The following is a 14,427-nucleotide window of genomic DNA, read 5'->3' as shown; positions in this document are numbered from 1 at the left end:
TTTTCCGCACATGCCGTTTCATCGCAGGTCGGCCGGTATGACCGAGCCAGCAGCTCAGTGCGGAAGAACGGGCTAGCTGAAGAGCTGCTGGTAGAAGGCGAGCTCGGCGGCCAGGGCCGCCGCGCGGGTCTCCGTGCGGCGGAAGCCGTGCGATTCGCCCTCGAACGACAGGTACGTGCACGGCACCCCGCGTTCCGACAGCGCGTCCGCGAAGGCCGTCGACTGCTCCGGGGGCACCACGGGATCGTCGAGCCCCTGGAGCAGCAGCATCGGGCAGGTCACGCCGTCGACCAGGGCGAGCGGCTCCCTGGTGGCGTACACCTGCGGATCCTCCGGCCCCACCAGCCACTCCACGTAGCGCGACTCGAAGTCGTGCGTGTGCGCGACGAGCGGCGCGAGCGCGCTGACGCCGTAATAGGACACCCCGCCCGCGAACACCCCGGACCGGCAGCAGGCGGCCATCACCGTCCAGCCGCCCGCGCTGCCCCCGCGCACCGCGATCCTGGCGGGATCGGCCAGCCCTTCGGCGGCCAGCCACTCGGCGGCGGCGACCGTGTCGGCCACGTCCACCAGGCCCCACTGCCCCTTCAGCCGCTCACGGTAGGCCCTGCCGTACCCCGTGGAGCCGCCGTAGTTGACGTCGAGCACGCCGATGCCCCGCGAGGTGAGGAACGCCTTCTCCAGGTCGAGCGCGGTGTCGGCATGCGCCGTGGGGCCGCCGTGCACGAAGATCACGTAAGGGGGCGTGCCCTCGGTCGCCGGGCCGTAGGGCGGGTAGAGGAAGGCGTGGACCTCATCGCGCCCCGGTATGTGCACCGCTTGCGGAAGGGGCAGGTAGGCGGGGTCGGGAAGGTGTTCGATGTCGCGTTTGAGCGACCGGTGCCCGCCGGTGGCCGCGTCCACGATGACGACCGACCGGGGGACGGCGGCCGCGTACGCGATGCCGGACACCGACATGCCCTCGACGGTGAGAGCGCCGTCCCACCCCGCGTAGGGGAGGTCGAGGTCGGTGAGCGTGCCCGACGCGGGGTCGAGGACGCCCAGCCGTAGGTCGCCGCGCCCGTGCAGCACGGCGAGACGTCCGTCGCCGAGCACCGCGTACGGTCGCCCGCCCAGCCGCCACGGCGGCAGCGCGAACTCCTCCTCCGCCGGATGGACCGCCCGCGCGCCGTCACCGCGCAGGCCGACCTCGTAGAGGTTCCACCAGCCCGAGCGGTCGGAGACCAGGTAGAGGTGGGCGTCGTCCTTCCACGCAGGAGCCAGTACGGACTCCGCGGCGCCGCCGCGCACCGTCCACGAGTCGCCGCCGCCCGACAGGGGCGTCACGCGAAGCTCGGTGCCGTCCCAGGGCATGCGCGGGTGGTTCCAGCAGACGTAGGCGAGATGCCGCCCGTCGGGGGAGATCGTGGGAGAAGCGTAGAAGTCGCAGCCGGTGGCCCATACGCGGATCTCGCCGCCTTCGAGCGGGATCGAGACGATGGCCCGGGTGACCTTGCCGTCCTCGGTGTGGCGCTCGCGTACGCACCACACCTGCCCCTCGTGCACCAGCAGGTCCGCGTACCGGCAGCCTTCGGGGGTGAGGGGTTTCGGTTCGCCGTTTTCACCCAGTATGTACAGGCGCTGGTCTTTGAGGTTGGCGAAGATCACCTCGCCTGCGGGGGTCACGGCGTAGGGCCTGCCGCCGTACTCGTGCACCCGGGTGCGCGCGCTCCACGGGGCCGCCAGCAGCTCACGGCGGGTGCCGTCGGCGGCGAGGCGCACGATCGTGGTGCGCCCGCCCTCGTCGGGACGGTCCTCGGTCCACCACACCCGGCCGCTCTGGGCGGTGGGCCAGCCGGGACGCACGCCAGAACCGGCCACGTCTCTGGTCGAAATGGGGGAGGGCCAGAAAGGCATACCCCGCATCCTGCCGGAAGATCACCGGCGGTGCGGGGCGGTCCCCCAAGATCACGCCTAGTTTCCGGCCCGTCCCCGGCAACTCGGGGGTTCACGCGACCGGCTCACACGGGCCAGAGGGGGTCAAGAGCCACCCTCGCTGCCACGCCCCGAGGTCAAGGGCAACCCTCGGGGCGTGGCAGCGACGAGGGCAGCCTGAGCCCCGTCTTCCCGAACCACTTGCGCAGCAGCCGCGTGGCCGTCCCGTCCCGCCACATGTCCGCGACCGCCTCGTTGACGGCCTCGCAGGTGGCCGTGTCGCCCTTCTTGATCCCGACGGCCCAATTCTCGTCGGTGATCGGGTCGTTCAGCAGCTTGAACCGGCCCGGCTCCGCCTCGGCGAACCCGGCCAGCAGCAGGTTCTCGGTGCTCACCGCGTCGAGCTGCCCGGTGCGGAGCTTGCGTACGCAGTCGGAGTAGTTCTGTGCGGGCACCAGCACCGCCGGGATGCCCAGCTTGCCGTCCGGCGGCGGGTCGACGATCCGCCGGTACGAGTTGGAGCCCTCGGCCTGGCAGATCCGCTTGCCCCGCAGGTCGGCCGTCTTGGTGATGCGGAAATCGTCGGCGCGCGTCATCGTGTCCTGCTGGACGATCACGTAAGGGCCGCCGAACGTCACCTTGGGCTTGCGGGCCTCGGTGATGGTGTAGGAGGCGAAGACGAGGTCCACGGTGCCGTTCTGGAGCAACGCCTCGCGGGTGGACGAGGGCGACTCCCGCCAGGTGATCCGCACCGGCTCGCCCTTCGCGAGGTGGTTCACCACGTATTTGGCGACGTCCACGTCGAACCCCTGCGGATCGCCACCGTCCATCTTCAGCCCCAGGCTCGGCTGGTCCCATTTCGTGCCGACGACCACCTTTCCCGCGCCGCGGATTTTGCTCACGACGGTGGTGTAAGAGCCCCCACCATCACACGCGGCCAATCCCATGACCATGGCGCCCGCGAACGTCACGTACGCCCGTCGCATCCGCACCTCCCCGTTTCTCCGCCCTCAGGAGGAGTTTGCTGGCCGGAGGTCCCGTACGCGGTGGTCTGCGGGCGGTTCGCACCGAGAAGTGGCGGCTTCTTGGGGCTTTACGGGGAGCACGTCCACCAAACCGCGCTTTTCACGTGCGAGGTCGCAAAGTACGCGTTCAGCAATGGACAGGTGTTGTTCGCGTGACGGAAATACCACGCTGATATTTATGCGCCCTGTGTTAAGCAGGCATCACCGACAAAGAAACGGCGGTGGTGCGCCGTTCGCGCACCACCGCCGTCCGATATTCGCGGCTTGTCACTCCATCGTGGCGACGGCGCCCCTGCCGGGGCCGCCCGTGCCCGTGCCGATCGCCGAAGGCGGCGTGATCGGCCCGGCGGAGGACTTGCGGCTGCGCCGGCTACGCCGTTCGAGCCAGTTGGCGAGGTAGCCGAGCGCCAGGTTGATCAGCACGTAGAACAGCGCCAGCACGATGGCGCTCGGGATGAGGTTGCCGTAGTTGACGGCGAACTGCTTGAGCCCGGCGTTCAGCAGGTCCTCGTACGCGATGATCCAGCCGAGCGCGGTGTCCTTCAGCAGCACGACCATCTGGCTGACGATCGCCGGCATCATCGCGGTGGTGGCCTGGGGGACCAGCACCAGCCGCATCACCTCGGACTTGCGCAGCCCGATGGAGTAGGCGGCCTCGGACTGACCCCGCGGCACGGCCAGGATGCCCGCTCGGAAGATCTCCGCCAGCACCGACCCGTTGTACAGCGTCAGGCCGATGACCACGGCCCAGAACGCGGGCACGCTGACCGTGTAGCCGCTCAGCGTGGCCGGTCCTGCCTGCACGAAGTAGATGAGGATCAGCAGCGGGATGGCCCGGAAGAACTCCACGACCGCGCCGGAGATCCGGCGGATCCAGCGGTGCTCGGAGAGCCTGCCGAGACCGAACAGCACGCCGAAGATCAGCGCGAGCACCGCGGACACCACGGCGGCCTGCAAGGTGCCGATCAGGCCCGGGATGATGAACCCGGTCCAGGTGTCGCCACGCAGGAACGGCTCCCACTTGGCGGCGTCGAGCTGGTCCTTCTCACCCAGCGTCGAGATCACCAGGTAGGCGATCAGGAGCAGGATGGCGACGGAGACCAGGGTCAGCACGTTGTTGCGCAGCCGCGCCCGTGGCCCGGGGGCGTCGAACAGAACGCTGGTCGCCTTGCTCATCGGGCCACCGCCATTCGCTTGGCCAGCCAGCCGAAGAAGAAGCCGGTCGGGAGGGTCAGCACCATGTAGCCGAAGGCGAATCCGAGGAAGATGGGGATCGTACCGCCGTAGTCGTCGAACATCTGCTTCATCTGGGCCGCCGCGTCGAGATAGCTCGCCACGGTGACGATCGTGGTGTTCTTGGCGAGGGCGATCAGGATGCTGCCCAGCGGGGCGATGACCGACCGGAACGCCTGCGGCAGCACGACCAGCCGCAGCGTCTGGATGAACGTCAGCCCGATGGCCCTGGCCGCCTCCGCCTGGCCGGTGGCGACGGTGTTGATCCCGGAGCGCAGCGCCTCGCAGACGAACGTCGCGGTGTAGGCCGACAGGCCGGCCACCGCCCACCAGAAGTAGTTGGTGGAGGGCTCATCGCTGAACGTGAGCTGCATCGTGTCGCTGAGCCCGAGCGCGCAGAGGATCAGCACCAGCGTCAGAGGCGTGTTGCGGACGACGTTGACGTAGGCGGTCCCGGCCCAGCGCAGCACCGGCGTCGGCGCCACTCGCATGGAGACCAGGACCGTGCCGAGGATCAGCGCGAAGAAGGCGCTGGTCAGCGTCAGCCGGATCGTCGCCCAGAATCCCAGAAGGATCTTGTCGAACTCTTGGATCAGCGGAGAGAAGTCAATAAGAGAAGAGGTGTCCATGACATTCCTCATTGGAAGAACTCGCCGGTGAGCCTGGGCGACTCACCGGCGAGTGATCGGGCCTGGACGGGGGATCAGGCGCAGCCCTCCGCGGCCGGCGCCGCGGTCTCGACCTTCAGGCCCGTGCCGGCGAAGTGCTTCTCCAGCAGCTTGGCCGCGGTGCCGTCGGACCACATCTGAGCAACGATCTTGTTGATCTCGTTGCAGGTCTCGAGGTCGCCCTTCTTGATGCCGATGCCGTACTTCTCGTCCGTGAACGGCGCACCCGCGACCTTCACGCCCGTGCCCTCACGCTTGGCGAACCCGGCGAGGATCGTGTCGTCGGTGGTCACCACGTCGACCGCGCTGGTCTTGAGCTTCTGGATGCACTCGTCGTAGCCACCCGCGGGCACCAGGGTCGCTTCGACCTTCAGGCTCTGCTTGTTGGTGCCCTCAGTGATGTTCTTCCACGAGTTGGAGCCGCTGACCTGGCAGACCTTCTTGCCCTTGAGGGTGTCGAGGCTCGTGATCGTGTTGTCGTCGGCCCGGATGAGGGAGTCCTGGTGCGCCAGGTAGTAGGGGCCGGCGAAGGTGACCTGCGGCTTACGCGCGTCGGTGATCGAGTAGGTCGCGATCACCAGGTCCACCTGGCCCTGCTTCAGGAAGCTCTCCCGGTTGGCGGAACGGGCCTCCTTGAACTCGATCCCGCTCTCCGGCACACCCATCTTGCCGGCGATGTACTTGGCCACGTCCACGTCGAAGCCCTCGACGGTGCCGTCAGGCTTCTTCAGGCCCAGGCCGGGCTGGTCGTATTTAACGCCGACGACGAGCTTCTTGTCGTCCTTGGCCTTCTGCAACACGGTGGTCGCCCCACCGCCGCCACAGGCGGCAAGACCGGTGATCATGGCACCGGCGGCGAAGAGGGCAATGCCCATGCGACGGATCTGCATCGTCCTACCTCGGCTCTCTCAATGCGTCAGAATCTTAGAAAGGAAATCCTTGGCCCTGTCGGTCTGCGGAGATCCGAAGAAGGCGTCCGGGGTGTTCTCCTCCACGATCTGGCCGTCCGCCATGAACACGACTCTGTTCGCGGCTCTGCGGGCGAAGCCCATCTCGTGGGTGACGACCATCATCGTCATTCCGTCACGGGCCAGCCCGATCATGACGTCCAGGACCTCCTGGACCATCTCCGGGTCCAGGGCCGAGGTCGGCTCGTCGAAGAGGATCATCTTGGGGTCCATCGCCAGTGCCCGGGCGATGGCGACCCGCTGCTGCTGACCGCCGGAGAGCTGGGCCGGATATTTGTCGGCCTGCGCGGCGATGCCGACGCGCTCAAGCAGCTCCATGGCTCGCTGGTCGGCGGCCTGGCGAGCCTGCCCGCGGACCTTCATCGGCCCGAGGGTCACATTGTCGCGGATCGTCTTGTGCGCGAACAGATTGAACGACTGGAACACCATGCCGACATCAGCGCGAAGCTTGGCCAAAGCTTTACCTTCTTGCGGCAGAGCCTGACCGTCGAAAATGATTGTCCCGCCGTCGATAGTCTCCAACCGGTTGACGGCCCGGCAGAGCGTGGACTTGCCCCCGCCCGAAGGGCCGATAACGACCAGAACCTCACCACGGGAGACGGTCAGGTTAATGTCCTTCAGGACGTGCAGTGCCCCAAAGTGTTTGTTGACGTTCTCCAACCGTACGAGTGGAGCGCCGTTACCGTTCTCCGTCATGCGTCAAACCGTAGAGGTCTCCAGGGCGCTGGTCACTAACCAAGCGGTACCGATCCGATCACATCGTGCCACCAAGCTGGCCTTTTAGATCGTATGGGCCGCCGCGAGCCGGACAAGGACTACCCTTGAACGTGCCATGACTGTGACCCAGGAGGGCGCCCGCACATACGAAGTGCGCACATATGGGTGCCAAATGAACGTGCACGACTCTGAGCGGCTGTCGGGCCTGCTGGAGGACGCCGGCTACGTGCCCGCCACCGGCGGCGAGACCGCCGACGTGGTCGTGTTCAACACGTGCGCCGTGCGGGAGAACGCCGACAACCGCCTCTACGGCAACCTCGGCCATCTCAGACCCGCCAAGGTGAGCAATCCGCGCATGCAGATCGCCGTGGGCGGCTGCCTGGCGCAGAAGGACCAGGGTGAGATCGTCCGCAAGGCGCCATGGGTCGACGTGGTGTTCGGCACCCACAACATCGGCTCGCTGCCGGTGCTGCTGGAGCGGGCCCGCATCGAGGGCGAGGCGCAGGTCGAGCTGAAGGAGTCGCTCGAGGTCTTCCCCTCGACGCTGCCCACCAAGCGCGAGTCCGCCTATGCCGCCTGGGTGGCGATCTCGGTCGGCTGCAACAACACCTGCACGTTCTGCATCGTGCCGTCGCTGCGCGGCAAGGAGAAGGACCGCCGTCCCGGCGACGTCCTCGCCGAGGTGCAGACGCTGGTGGACCAGGGGGTCCTGGAGGTCACCCTGCTCGGCCAGAACGTCAACACCTACGGCGTGGAGTTCGGCGACCGGCTGGCCTTCGGCAAGCTGCTGCGCTCGTGCGGCACGATCGACGGGCTGGAGCGGGTCCGGTTCACCTCGCCGCACCCGGCCGCGTTCACCGACGACGTGATCGCCGCCATGGCGGAGACGCCCAACGTGATGCACCAGCTCCACATGCCCCTGCAGTCGGGCTCCGACCAGGTGCTGCGCGCGATGCGCCGCTCCTACCGGGCCGAGCGCTACCTCGGGATCATCGAACGCGTGCGCGCCGCCATGCCGGACGCCGCCATCTCGACCGACATCATCGTCGGCTTCCCAGGAGAGACCGAGGAAGACTTCCAGGGCACGCTCGACGTGGTCCGGCAGAGCCGCTTCGCCAACGCCTTCACCTTCCAGTACTCCATCAGGGCCGGCACGCCCGCGGCCACGATGCCCGACCAGATCCCCAAGAAGGTCGTCCAGGAGCGCTACGAGCGGCTGGTCGCCCTGCAGGAGGAGATCTCCTGGGAGGAGAACAAGAAGCAGGTGGGGCGGACGCTCGACGTCCTGGTGGCCGAGGGCGAGGGGCGCAAGGACGACGCCACCCGGCGGTTGTCGGGGCGTGCCGCGGACAACCGGCTCGTCCACTTCGCGGTGGGCGAGGAGACGCCGCGGCCTGGGGACATGGTGACGGTCGAGGTGACGTACGCGGCCCCGCACCACCTGGTGGCGGATGGGGCGGTACGCACGGTCCGGCGTACCAGGGCGGGCGACGCCTGGGAGTCCCGCCAGGGCGCGCCGGCCGCGGTGCCCGGGGTGCTGCTGGGCATGCCGACCATCGGCCGCCCGCCGGTCTCTTCCCCGGCCACGCCATCGGGAGCCTGCTCAGCGTCCTGAGTCCCCGGCCGCGCCCGGCTTGCGGTCTCTCGCCCTTGGTCCCTTTCGACGGTGCACGCCTTCAGCCGGCGTGCGCCGTCGTTCGGTTGCAGGGCCCTTGTCCGTGGCTTCGTCCGGAGGCCGCGCAGGGCGGCGCGGGAGCCGGCGGACGGTCACTTTTTCGTGAGGCGGTCCAGGAAGCTGTAGCAGGGTTCGCGGCGGAAGTCGTGGAACGTCGCGCACGGGTCGGCGCCGCCGCGTGCGGGCGGCGGGACCGTGCGCCGTTCCGGCCTGGGCGCGGGGCGGTCCTTGGGGGGCGTCTGCGGGGGAGCTTGCGGCGCGGGCGATCCGACCGGCTGGGGTACGACGGACCGCTTCTGCGGGGGTGCGGCCGATCGCGCGGGCCTATGCGCGGACGCCAGTTCGGACGGCTGTGCGGACGGCTGGGCGGACGGCTGTGCGGACGGCAGGGCGGACGGCTGGGCGGAGGGTGCGGATGACGGGTGCGGCGCCCCGATCGGCGAGAGGATGGGCGGCAGGGCGAGGTCCGGATCCAGTTGCGGCGGTACGGCCTGGATCCAGGGAAGAGTCAGCGGATCGGCGACGGCAGCGGCGGACCCGGCCGCCGAGAGGTCGCGGACGGTCCCTGAAGGAGCCGGGAACAGCAGCGCCGGGGTGGCCGTCAGGAGCGTCGACGGTGGCGACAGTGAATTCGATCTTGGGGAAAGGGGTGATTCCTGATCGAATTCACCGGAGCTTTGCGGTGGTGGTTCGGGAGTTTGGGTGAATGCCAGGAAAATTCCCACGATCGCGGTGACGAGTACCCCGGCGGCTCCGGCCACGGGTGCCAGGCGGGCGCGGCTACCTGGGCAAATGGATCTAAGGGGGGACAAGTCGTGATTCCTTTGTGATTGGTGTGCGAGCATTCGACTGTTGCGGCTAGTGTGGTCCATCACCCGCGGAAGCCGGTGAGCTTTCCCCGATACGACCGCAGGAGCTGTACCGCTATGCAAGATCCGATGGAGCCGGATCGTCAGGAAGTCCTGTCCGGGCCCGGCGATGTTCGGATGGCCTCGAGGGCGGACTCGAGAGCCAGGGATCGTAAGAGCAAGAAGACCAAGACCCTCGTCATCGCCGCCTCGGCGTTGGTCGCGGTGCTCGCCGCGGGCGGTGCCGGTTACCTGATCGCCATGAACCCCGCCGGGACGTCGCAGCAGAGCAGCGGCGGGCCCGCGGCCACGCAGAGCACCGGTGGGGACGAACTCCAGGGCGACGAAGACGCCACGATGGGCGACGCCACCACCGACGCCCCTGACGACGGCGGCCTGTCCACCGACGCTCCCGACGACGGCAGCATGGGCGACGCCGTCACGGACCCGGGCGAAGGGAGCGGTGATCCGGCCGACACGACCGGCACCGACTCCTCCAGGGACACTCCCTCGTCGGGCAACAGCTCGAAGCCCGCGACGAAGTCCCCCACCAAGCCGGCGACCAAGCCGTCGCAGGCCCCCGCGAACGACACCCCGGCGGACGGCCCGGCGGGCGAGGTCCTCGGCCAGTGCTCCAAGGGCGGCTGCTGAGGCAGGTGACCGGCCGGCGCCGGCAGCGCGGTGGTCGCGTACCGAGGTGGGGGGAAGTGGCTTGTGGTTTGTGGCCGGTATTGGACCTACGGCGGGTGCCACTCGCGTCCGTAAGGTCGGAGCATGACGACTGACAAGGCGTCCGTGCTGCGGGCCCTGCACGTGCCGGGCACCCCCTTGGTCCTGCCCAACGTCTGGGACGCCGCCTCCGCGCGCGCCGTTCAGGAGGCCGGGTTCCCCGTGGTCGCCACCGGCAGCGCCGCCGTGTCGCGCGTGCTGGGGTACGGCGACGGCGAGAAGACGCCGGTCGGCGAGATGATGGCGGCCATCGCCCGGGTGGCCGGGGCCGTGGACGTGCCCGTCACCGCCGACGTCGAACGTGGCTACCGGCTCAAACCGGCCGAACTCGTCGAACGCCTGCTCGCCACCGGCGCCGTGGGCTGCAATCTGGAGGACTCCGTCCCGGGCACCGGCGAGCTGGTCGATCCGGGGGCTCAGGCGGAGTTCCTGGCCGAGGTGCGGGCCGCGGCAGGCGACGGGCTGGTGATCAACGCCAGGATCGACACCTTCCTGCGTGGCCGGAGCTCGCACGAGGAGGCCGTCGAGCGCGGGCGGAGATATCTGGAGGCGGGGGCCGACTCGCTGTATCCGATCGGGCTGGCGGACGAGGACGAGATCCAGGCGCTGACGGCCGAGCTGGACGGGCCGGTGAACATCCTGTTCAGGCCGGGCGCCCCGTCCCTCGGGCGGCTGGCCGAGCTGGGGGTGGCCAGGATCAGCTTCGGCGGCGGGCTGCACCAGGCGGCGCACGCCTACGCCCAAACGTTGTTCGCCAAGGTCAGGGACGGGCACAGCCCCTATTGAGGGGGAGCCGGAGGCCGCCACGTACGCTTGCGCTCGTGCTCGTCGCCGCGGCCGTCTGCCCGCCCACCCCGCTGATCGTGCCCGCGCTGCGCGACCTCCGCTCCGCCTGCCACACCGCGGTCGACGCGCTCCACGAGGCGCGGCCCGACGTCCTGATCGTGGTCGGCGGCGCCGAGACCCCCGGCACGTACGGAGGTGAGTCGGCCGGCACCCTGCGTCCCTGGGGCCTGGACGTCACGGCCGGTCACGGCGAGCCCGTCCTCCCGCTGTCGCTGACGATCGGCCGCTGGCTCCTGGGCGACCGCGCTCCGAACGGGCTGCGTTCCGTGGCCTTCGACGCCCCGAGCGGGGAGTGCCTGGCGATGGGGGCGGAGCTGGGCGAGGCGGGGGAGCGGGTGGCGTTGCTGGTCATGGCCGACGGCTCGGCCTGCCTCAGCCCCGGGGCGCCAGGCCGGTACGACGAGTCGGCCAAGCCCTATAACACCATGATCGCGAACGCCATCGCCGACGCCGACCCCGCCGTGCTCGCCGCGCTCGACCCCGCGGAGGCCGACACGCTGTGGGTGAACGGCCGGGCGGCACTCCAGGTACTGGCCGGCGCAGCAGGGCCAAAGAGCGGGCGGCTGCTCATGGAGGCGGCCCCCTACGGCGTCGGCTACTTCGCCGGGCTGTGGGCCTGACGCCGCGGCACCGGGATCTTCATCAGGTCGCGGGCCAGCACGACCTCACCGTCGAAGCTGCGCCGCACCTCCTCGGTGAACGACGGCTCGTCGGCGAACCCGTACCGCTCGGAGAAGTGCGTGAGCACCAGCCTGCGCACCCCCGCGTCCGCCGCCACCACCCCCGCCTCGAACGCCGTCAGATGCCCGTACTCCTTGGCCAGCCCGCTCTCCTGCGACAGGAACGTGGCCTCGATGACCAGCAGGTCCGCCCCGGAGGCGAGCTCGAAGACGGAGTCGCAGAGCCGGGTGTCCATGACGAACGCCGCGCTCTGCCCGGGCCGCGGCTCGCTGCACTGGTCGAGCGTGATGCCGCGCACGGACCCGGTGCGCTGGAGCTCGCTCACCTCGGGACCTCGGATGCCGTACGCAGCCAGCCTGTCGGGAAGCATGCGGCGGCCGGCCGGCTCCTGGACGCGGTAGCCGTAGGACTCGACGGGGTGGGACAGGCGGCGGGCGATCAGCGGGCCGACGCCGGCCAGGTCGCCCGAGACCGGGTGCTCGGAGATGACGGACGTGTCCGCGAACGCGGCGGCGTGCCGGAGCCTGCGCCAGTAGGCCTCGCCCGACCCGGGGAACACCGCCCGCACCGGATGCCTGACCCGGTCGCGGGCGATGCGCTGGACGATGCCGGGCACCCCCAGGCAGTGGTCGCCGTGGAAGTGCGTGACGCAGAGCCAGTGCACGTCGTGCGCGCTGACCCCCGCGTGCAGCATCTGCCGCTGGGTGCCCTCGCCGGGGTCGAAAAGGAAGCCTTGCCCGTCCCAGCGCAGAAGGTACCCGTTGTGGTTACGGTGTCGGGTAGGTACCGCGCTGGAGGTCCCCAGCACCACGAGCTCACGTGAGGACACGATGGCCACCGCAGATATCGCCGCCGTAGCTGGCACGGTCGCGTACGCCGAGGTGCCGACGCCGGTCGGCCCGTTCGTGCTGGCCGTCACCGAGGCCGGGCTGGTCGCGTCGGGCTGGGGTGCCCCGGGGCGGCTGGCCGATCGGCTCGGGCTGGCTGAAGTCCATGATGCGGATCGTACGGCCTTCGCGGTCGCGGAGCTCAAGGCTTATTTCGCCGGCGAGCTGAAGACCTTCGAGACGCCCGTGGACTGGCGGCTCATGTCCGGCTCGCGGCTGACGGTGCTCAAGACCCTCCACGAGGTCCCGTACGGCACCGCCGTCACCTACGGCGAGCTGGCCGCCCGCAGCGGCTCCAGCGTGCCCGCGCGCGGGATCGGCTCGATCATGGGCTCCAACCCGATCCCGATCATCGTGCCCTGCCATCGGGTGATCGCGGCGGGCAAGGGCCTGGGCGGGTTCAGCGGCGGCGAGGGCGTCGAGACCAAGCGCTGGCTGCTCACCCACGAGGGGTACCTGCAGCCGACGCTCCTCGATCTCTAGCAAACTTGTCGGTGTGCGCCAGCAGCCAGTGATCGCCGTCGTGGGTCCCACGGCGGCCGGAAAATCCGATCTCGCCGTCGATCTCGCCCTCCGCCTGGGGGGTGAATGCGTCAACGCCGACTCCATGCAGCTCTACCGCGGCATGGACATCGGCACGGCCAAACTGACCCCTGCCGAGCAGCGCGGCGTGCCGCACCACCTGCTGGACGTCTGGGACGTCACGGTCACCGCCAGCGTGGCCGAGTACCAGCGGCTGGCCAGGGCCGTCATCGACGCCGTCGAGGTGCCGGTGCTGGTCGGCGGCAGCGGCCTGTACGTGCGGGCGGCCATCGACGAGCTGGAGTTCCCCGGCACCGATCCGGAGATCAGGGCCAGGCTGGAGGCGGAGCTGGCCGAGCGCGGGTCCGCCCCGCTCTACGAGCGCCTGCGCGAGCAGGATCCGGCCGCCGCGGCGGCCATCCTGCCGAGCAACGGCCGCCGCATCGTGCGCGCCCTGGAGGTGATCGAGCACTCGGGCCGCCCGTTCTCGGCCACCATGCCGTCCTACGACGCCGTCTACCCCAGCGTCCAGATCGGCCTCGACGTGCCCAGGCCCGAGCTGGACCGGCGGATCGCGGTCAGGGTCGAGCGCATGTGGGCGGCGGGCCTGGTCGACGAGGTACGCGCGCTGCTCGGGCACGGGCTGGCCGACGGACGCACGGCGAGCAGGGCGCTCGGATACGCCCAGGTCATCCGCTTCCTGGAGGGGGAGTGGAGCGAGGAGCAGGCGATCGAGGAGACCGTACGGACGACCAGGCGCTTCGCCCGCCGCCAGGAGTCGTGGTTCCGCCGCGATCCGCGGGTGTGCTGGCTGCCCTACGACGCTCCGGACCTGCTTGAGACATCCCTCGCGCGAATCACCGGACAGCCTTCCGCATAAACTCCTACAATGCGCTTTCTCAAGGGGCACGGCACCGAGAACGATTTCGTCATCTTGCCTGATCTGGAGGACGAGACGGCGCTATCCGCCGCTCTGGTCGCCAAGATCTGTGACAGGAGAGCGGGGATCGGCGCCGACGGCGTGCTCCGGGTGGCTCGCACCAAGGAAAGCCACGAGGTGGCGCACCTCGCGGCCACGGCCGAATGGTTCATGGACTATCGCAACGCCGACGGCAGCGTGGCCGAGATGTGCGGCAACGGCGTGCGCGTCTTCGCCCGCTACCTGATCGACGCCGGGCTGACGGAGGCCTCGGAGTTCGCGCTGGCCACCAGGGGCGGCCTGCGCACGATCCGGGTGGAGCCGAACGGCGACATCACCGCCGACATGGGCAAGCCCGTCGTGGATGGTGAGAGCGTGGCCACCGTCGGCGGCCAGGAGTACACCGGGATCCGCGTCGACATGGGCAACCCGCACCTGGCCTGCGCGATCGGCGACCCCGTCGTCCAGCTCGACCTCAACCACCAGCCCGGCTTCGACACCGGCATCTTTCCCACCGGCGTGAACATCGAGCTGTTCAACCCGGTCGGCGTCAGCCGCGCGGTCATGCGCGTCTTCGAGCGCGGCTCCGGCGAGACCCGCTCCTGCGGCACCGGCGCGGTGGCCACGGCCGTCGCCGCCGCCCACCTGTCGGGCGACACCACCGGCACCTGGACGATCGAGGTGCCGGGCGGCACGCTGACCGTCATCCTCGACGCCGAGACGAGCTATCTTTCCGGCCCCGCGGCCATCGTGGCCAGCGGCGAGCTGATGCTTGCAGAATGATGTTCTCCTGAG

14 protein-coding genes are annotated in these 14,427 nt (G+C 69.7%); 7 read left to right on the top strand and 7 right to left on the bottom strand.

Features of this window, described 5'->3' with window-relative positions; translation table 11 throughout:
• Positions 1–72: 72 nt before the first annotated feature.
• The 6 genes from ABEA43_RS46995 to ABEA43_RS46970 form a co-directional block, all read right to left on the bottom strand.
• The gene (locus tag ABEA43_RS46995; RefSeq protein ID WP_345572588.1) at positions 73–1,896 is read right to left on the bottom strand and encodes a S9 family peptidase; all 1,824 of its coding nucleotides are present in this window, start codon (positions 1,894–1,896) and stop codon (positions 73–75) included.
• 155 nt (positions 1,897–2,051) lie between these two features.
• On the bottom strand, positions 2,052–2,816 hold the full coding sequence (locus tag ABEA43_RS46990; RefSeq protein ID WP_345572587.1) for a glutamate ABC transporter substrate-binding protein: 765 nt from the start codon (positions 2,814–2,816) through the stop codon (positions 2,052–2,054).
• Positions 2,817–3,206: 390 nt separating this feature from the next.
• Complete coding sequence (locus ABEA43_RS46985; protein ID WP_345572586.1) at positions 3,207–4,115, bottom strand: amino acid ABC transporter permease; 909 nt, start codon at positions 4,113–4,115, stop codon at positions 3,207–3,209.
• Positions 4,112–4,801 carry an amino acid ABC transporter permease gene (locus ABEA43_RS46980; RefSeq protein ID WP_345572585.1) on the bottom strand — a complete coding sequence of 230 codons (690 nt, stop codon included), beginning with the start codon at positions 4,799–4,801 and terminating at the stop codon, positions 4,112–4,114. The genes ABEA43_RS46985 and ABEA43_RS46980 overlap by 4 nt, the downstream gene beginning before the upstream one ends.
• A gap of 74 nt (positions 4,802–4,875) precedes the next feature.
• Positions 4,876–5,730, bottom strand: a complete 855-nt coding sequence (locus ABEA43_RS46975; protein WP_345572584.1) for a glutamate ABC transporter substrate-binding protein — start codon at positions 5,728–5,730, stop codon at positions 4,876–4,878.
• Between the two features lie 18 nt (positions 5,731–5,748).
• Positions 5,749–6,504, bottom strand: a complete 756-nt coding sequence (locus ABEA43_RS46970; RefSeq protein ID WP_345572583.1) for an amino acid ABC transporter ATP-binding protein — start codon at positions 6,502–6,504, stop codon at positions 5,749–5,751.
• A 136-nt stretch (positions 6,505–6,640) separates the two neighbouring features.
• Between ABEA43_RS46970 and miaB the strand changes: the two genes are divergently transcribed.
• From miaB to ABEA43_RS46950, 4 genes are all read left to right on the top strand, one after another.
• Positions 6,641–8,140, top strand: coding sequence for a tRNA (N6-isopentenyl adenosine(37)-C2)-methylthiotransferase MiaB (gene miaB / locus ABEA43_RS46965; protein WP_345572582.1), 1,500 nt, complete (start codon positions 6,641–6,643; stop codon positions 8,138–8,140).
• A gap of 1,046 nt (positions 8,141–9,186) precedes the next feature.
• A complete protein-coding gene (locus ABEA43_RS46960; RefSeq protein ID WP_345572581.1) occupies positions 9,187–9,699 on the top strand; it encodes a hypothetical protein in 513 nt (170 codons plus the stop codon).
• Positions 9,700–9,822: 123 nt separating this feature from the next.
• Complete coding sequence (locus tag ABEA43_RS46955; RefSeq protein ID WP_345572580.1) at positions 9,823–10,563, top strand: isocitrate lyase/PEP mutase family protein; 741 nt, start codon at positions 9,823–9,825, stop codon at positions 10,561–10,563.
• A gap of 35 nt (positions 10,564–10,598) precedes the next feature.
• A complete protein-coding gene (locus ABEA43_RS46950) occupies positions 10,599–11,243 on the top strand; it encodes a class III extradiol ring-cleavage dioxygenase family protein (RefSeq protein WP_345572579.1) in 645 nt (214 codons plus the stop codon).
• Here the strand turns inward: ABEA43_RS46950 and ABEA43_RS46945 are convergent.
• Positions 11,219–12,133 (bottom strand): ribonuclease Z, encoded by a 915-nt coding sequence (locus tag ABEA43_RS46945; protein WP_345572578.1) that lies wholly within the window; start codon positions 12,131–12,133, stop codon positions 11,219–11,221. The two genes, ABEA43_RS46950 and ABEA43_RS46945, sit on opposite strands and share 25 nt — an antisense overlap.
• A gap of 1 nt (position 12,134) precedes the next feature.
• On the opposite strand from ABEA43_RS46945, the gene ABEA43_RS46940 reads away from it, so the two are divergent.
• Genes ABEA43_RS46940 through dapF form a run of 3 tightly spaced genes read left to right on the top strand, consistent with a single transcriptional unit; the run spans position 12,135 to position 14,415 of the window.
• The gene (locus tag ABEA43_RS46940; protein WP_345572577.1) at positions 12,135–12,674 is read left to right on the top strand and encodes a methylated-DNA--[protein]-cysteine S-methyltransferase; all 540 of its coding nucleotides are present in this window, start codon (positions 12,135–12,137) and stop codon (positions 12,672–12,674) included.
• A gap of 13 nt (positions 12,675–12,687) precedes the next feature.
• Positions 12,688–13,593, top strand: a complete 906-nt coding sequence (miaA, locus tag ABEA43_RS46935) for a tRNA (adenosine(37)-N6)-dimethylallyltransferase MiaA (protein WP_345572576.1) — start codon at positions 12,688–12,690, stop codon at positions 13,591–13,593.
• A 9-nt stretch (positions 13,594–13,602) separates the two neighbouring features.
• Positions 13,603–14,415, top strand: a complete 813-nt coding sequence (gene dapF, locus ABEA43_RS46930) for a diaminopimelate epimerase (protein WP_345572575.1) — start codon at positions 13,603–13,605, stop codon at positions 14,413–14,415.
• Positions 14,416–14,427 lie beyond the last annotated feature (12 nt).

Origin of the sequence: Nonomuraea rosea (assembly GCF_039539705.1) — a bacterium.
Lineage (GTDB): Bacteria > Actinomycetota > Actinomycetes > Streptosporangiales > Streptosporangiaceae > Nonomuraea > Nonomuraea rosea.
Note: the sequence above shows the minus strand (reverse complement) of the source record. Positions and strands in the feature narration are given on the sequence as shown.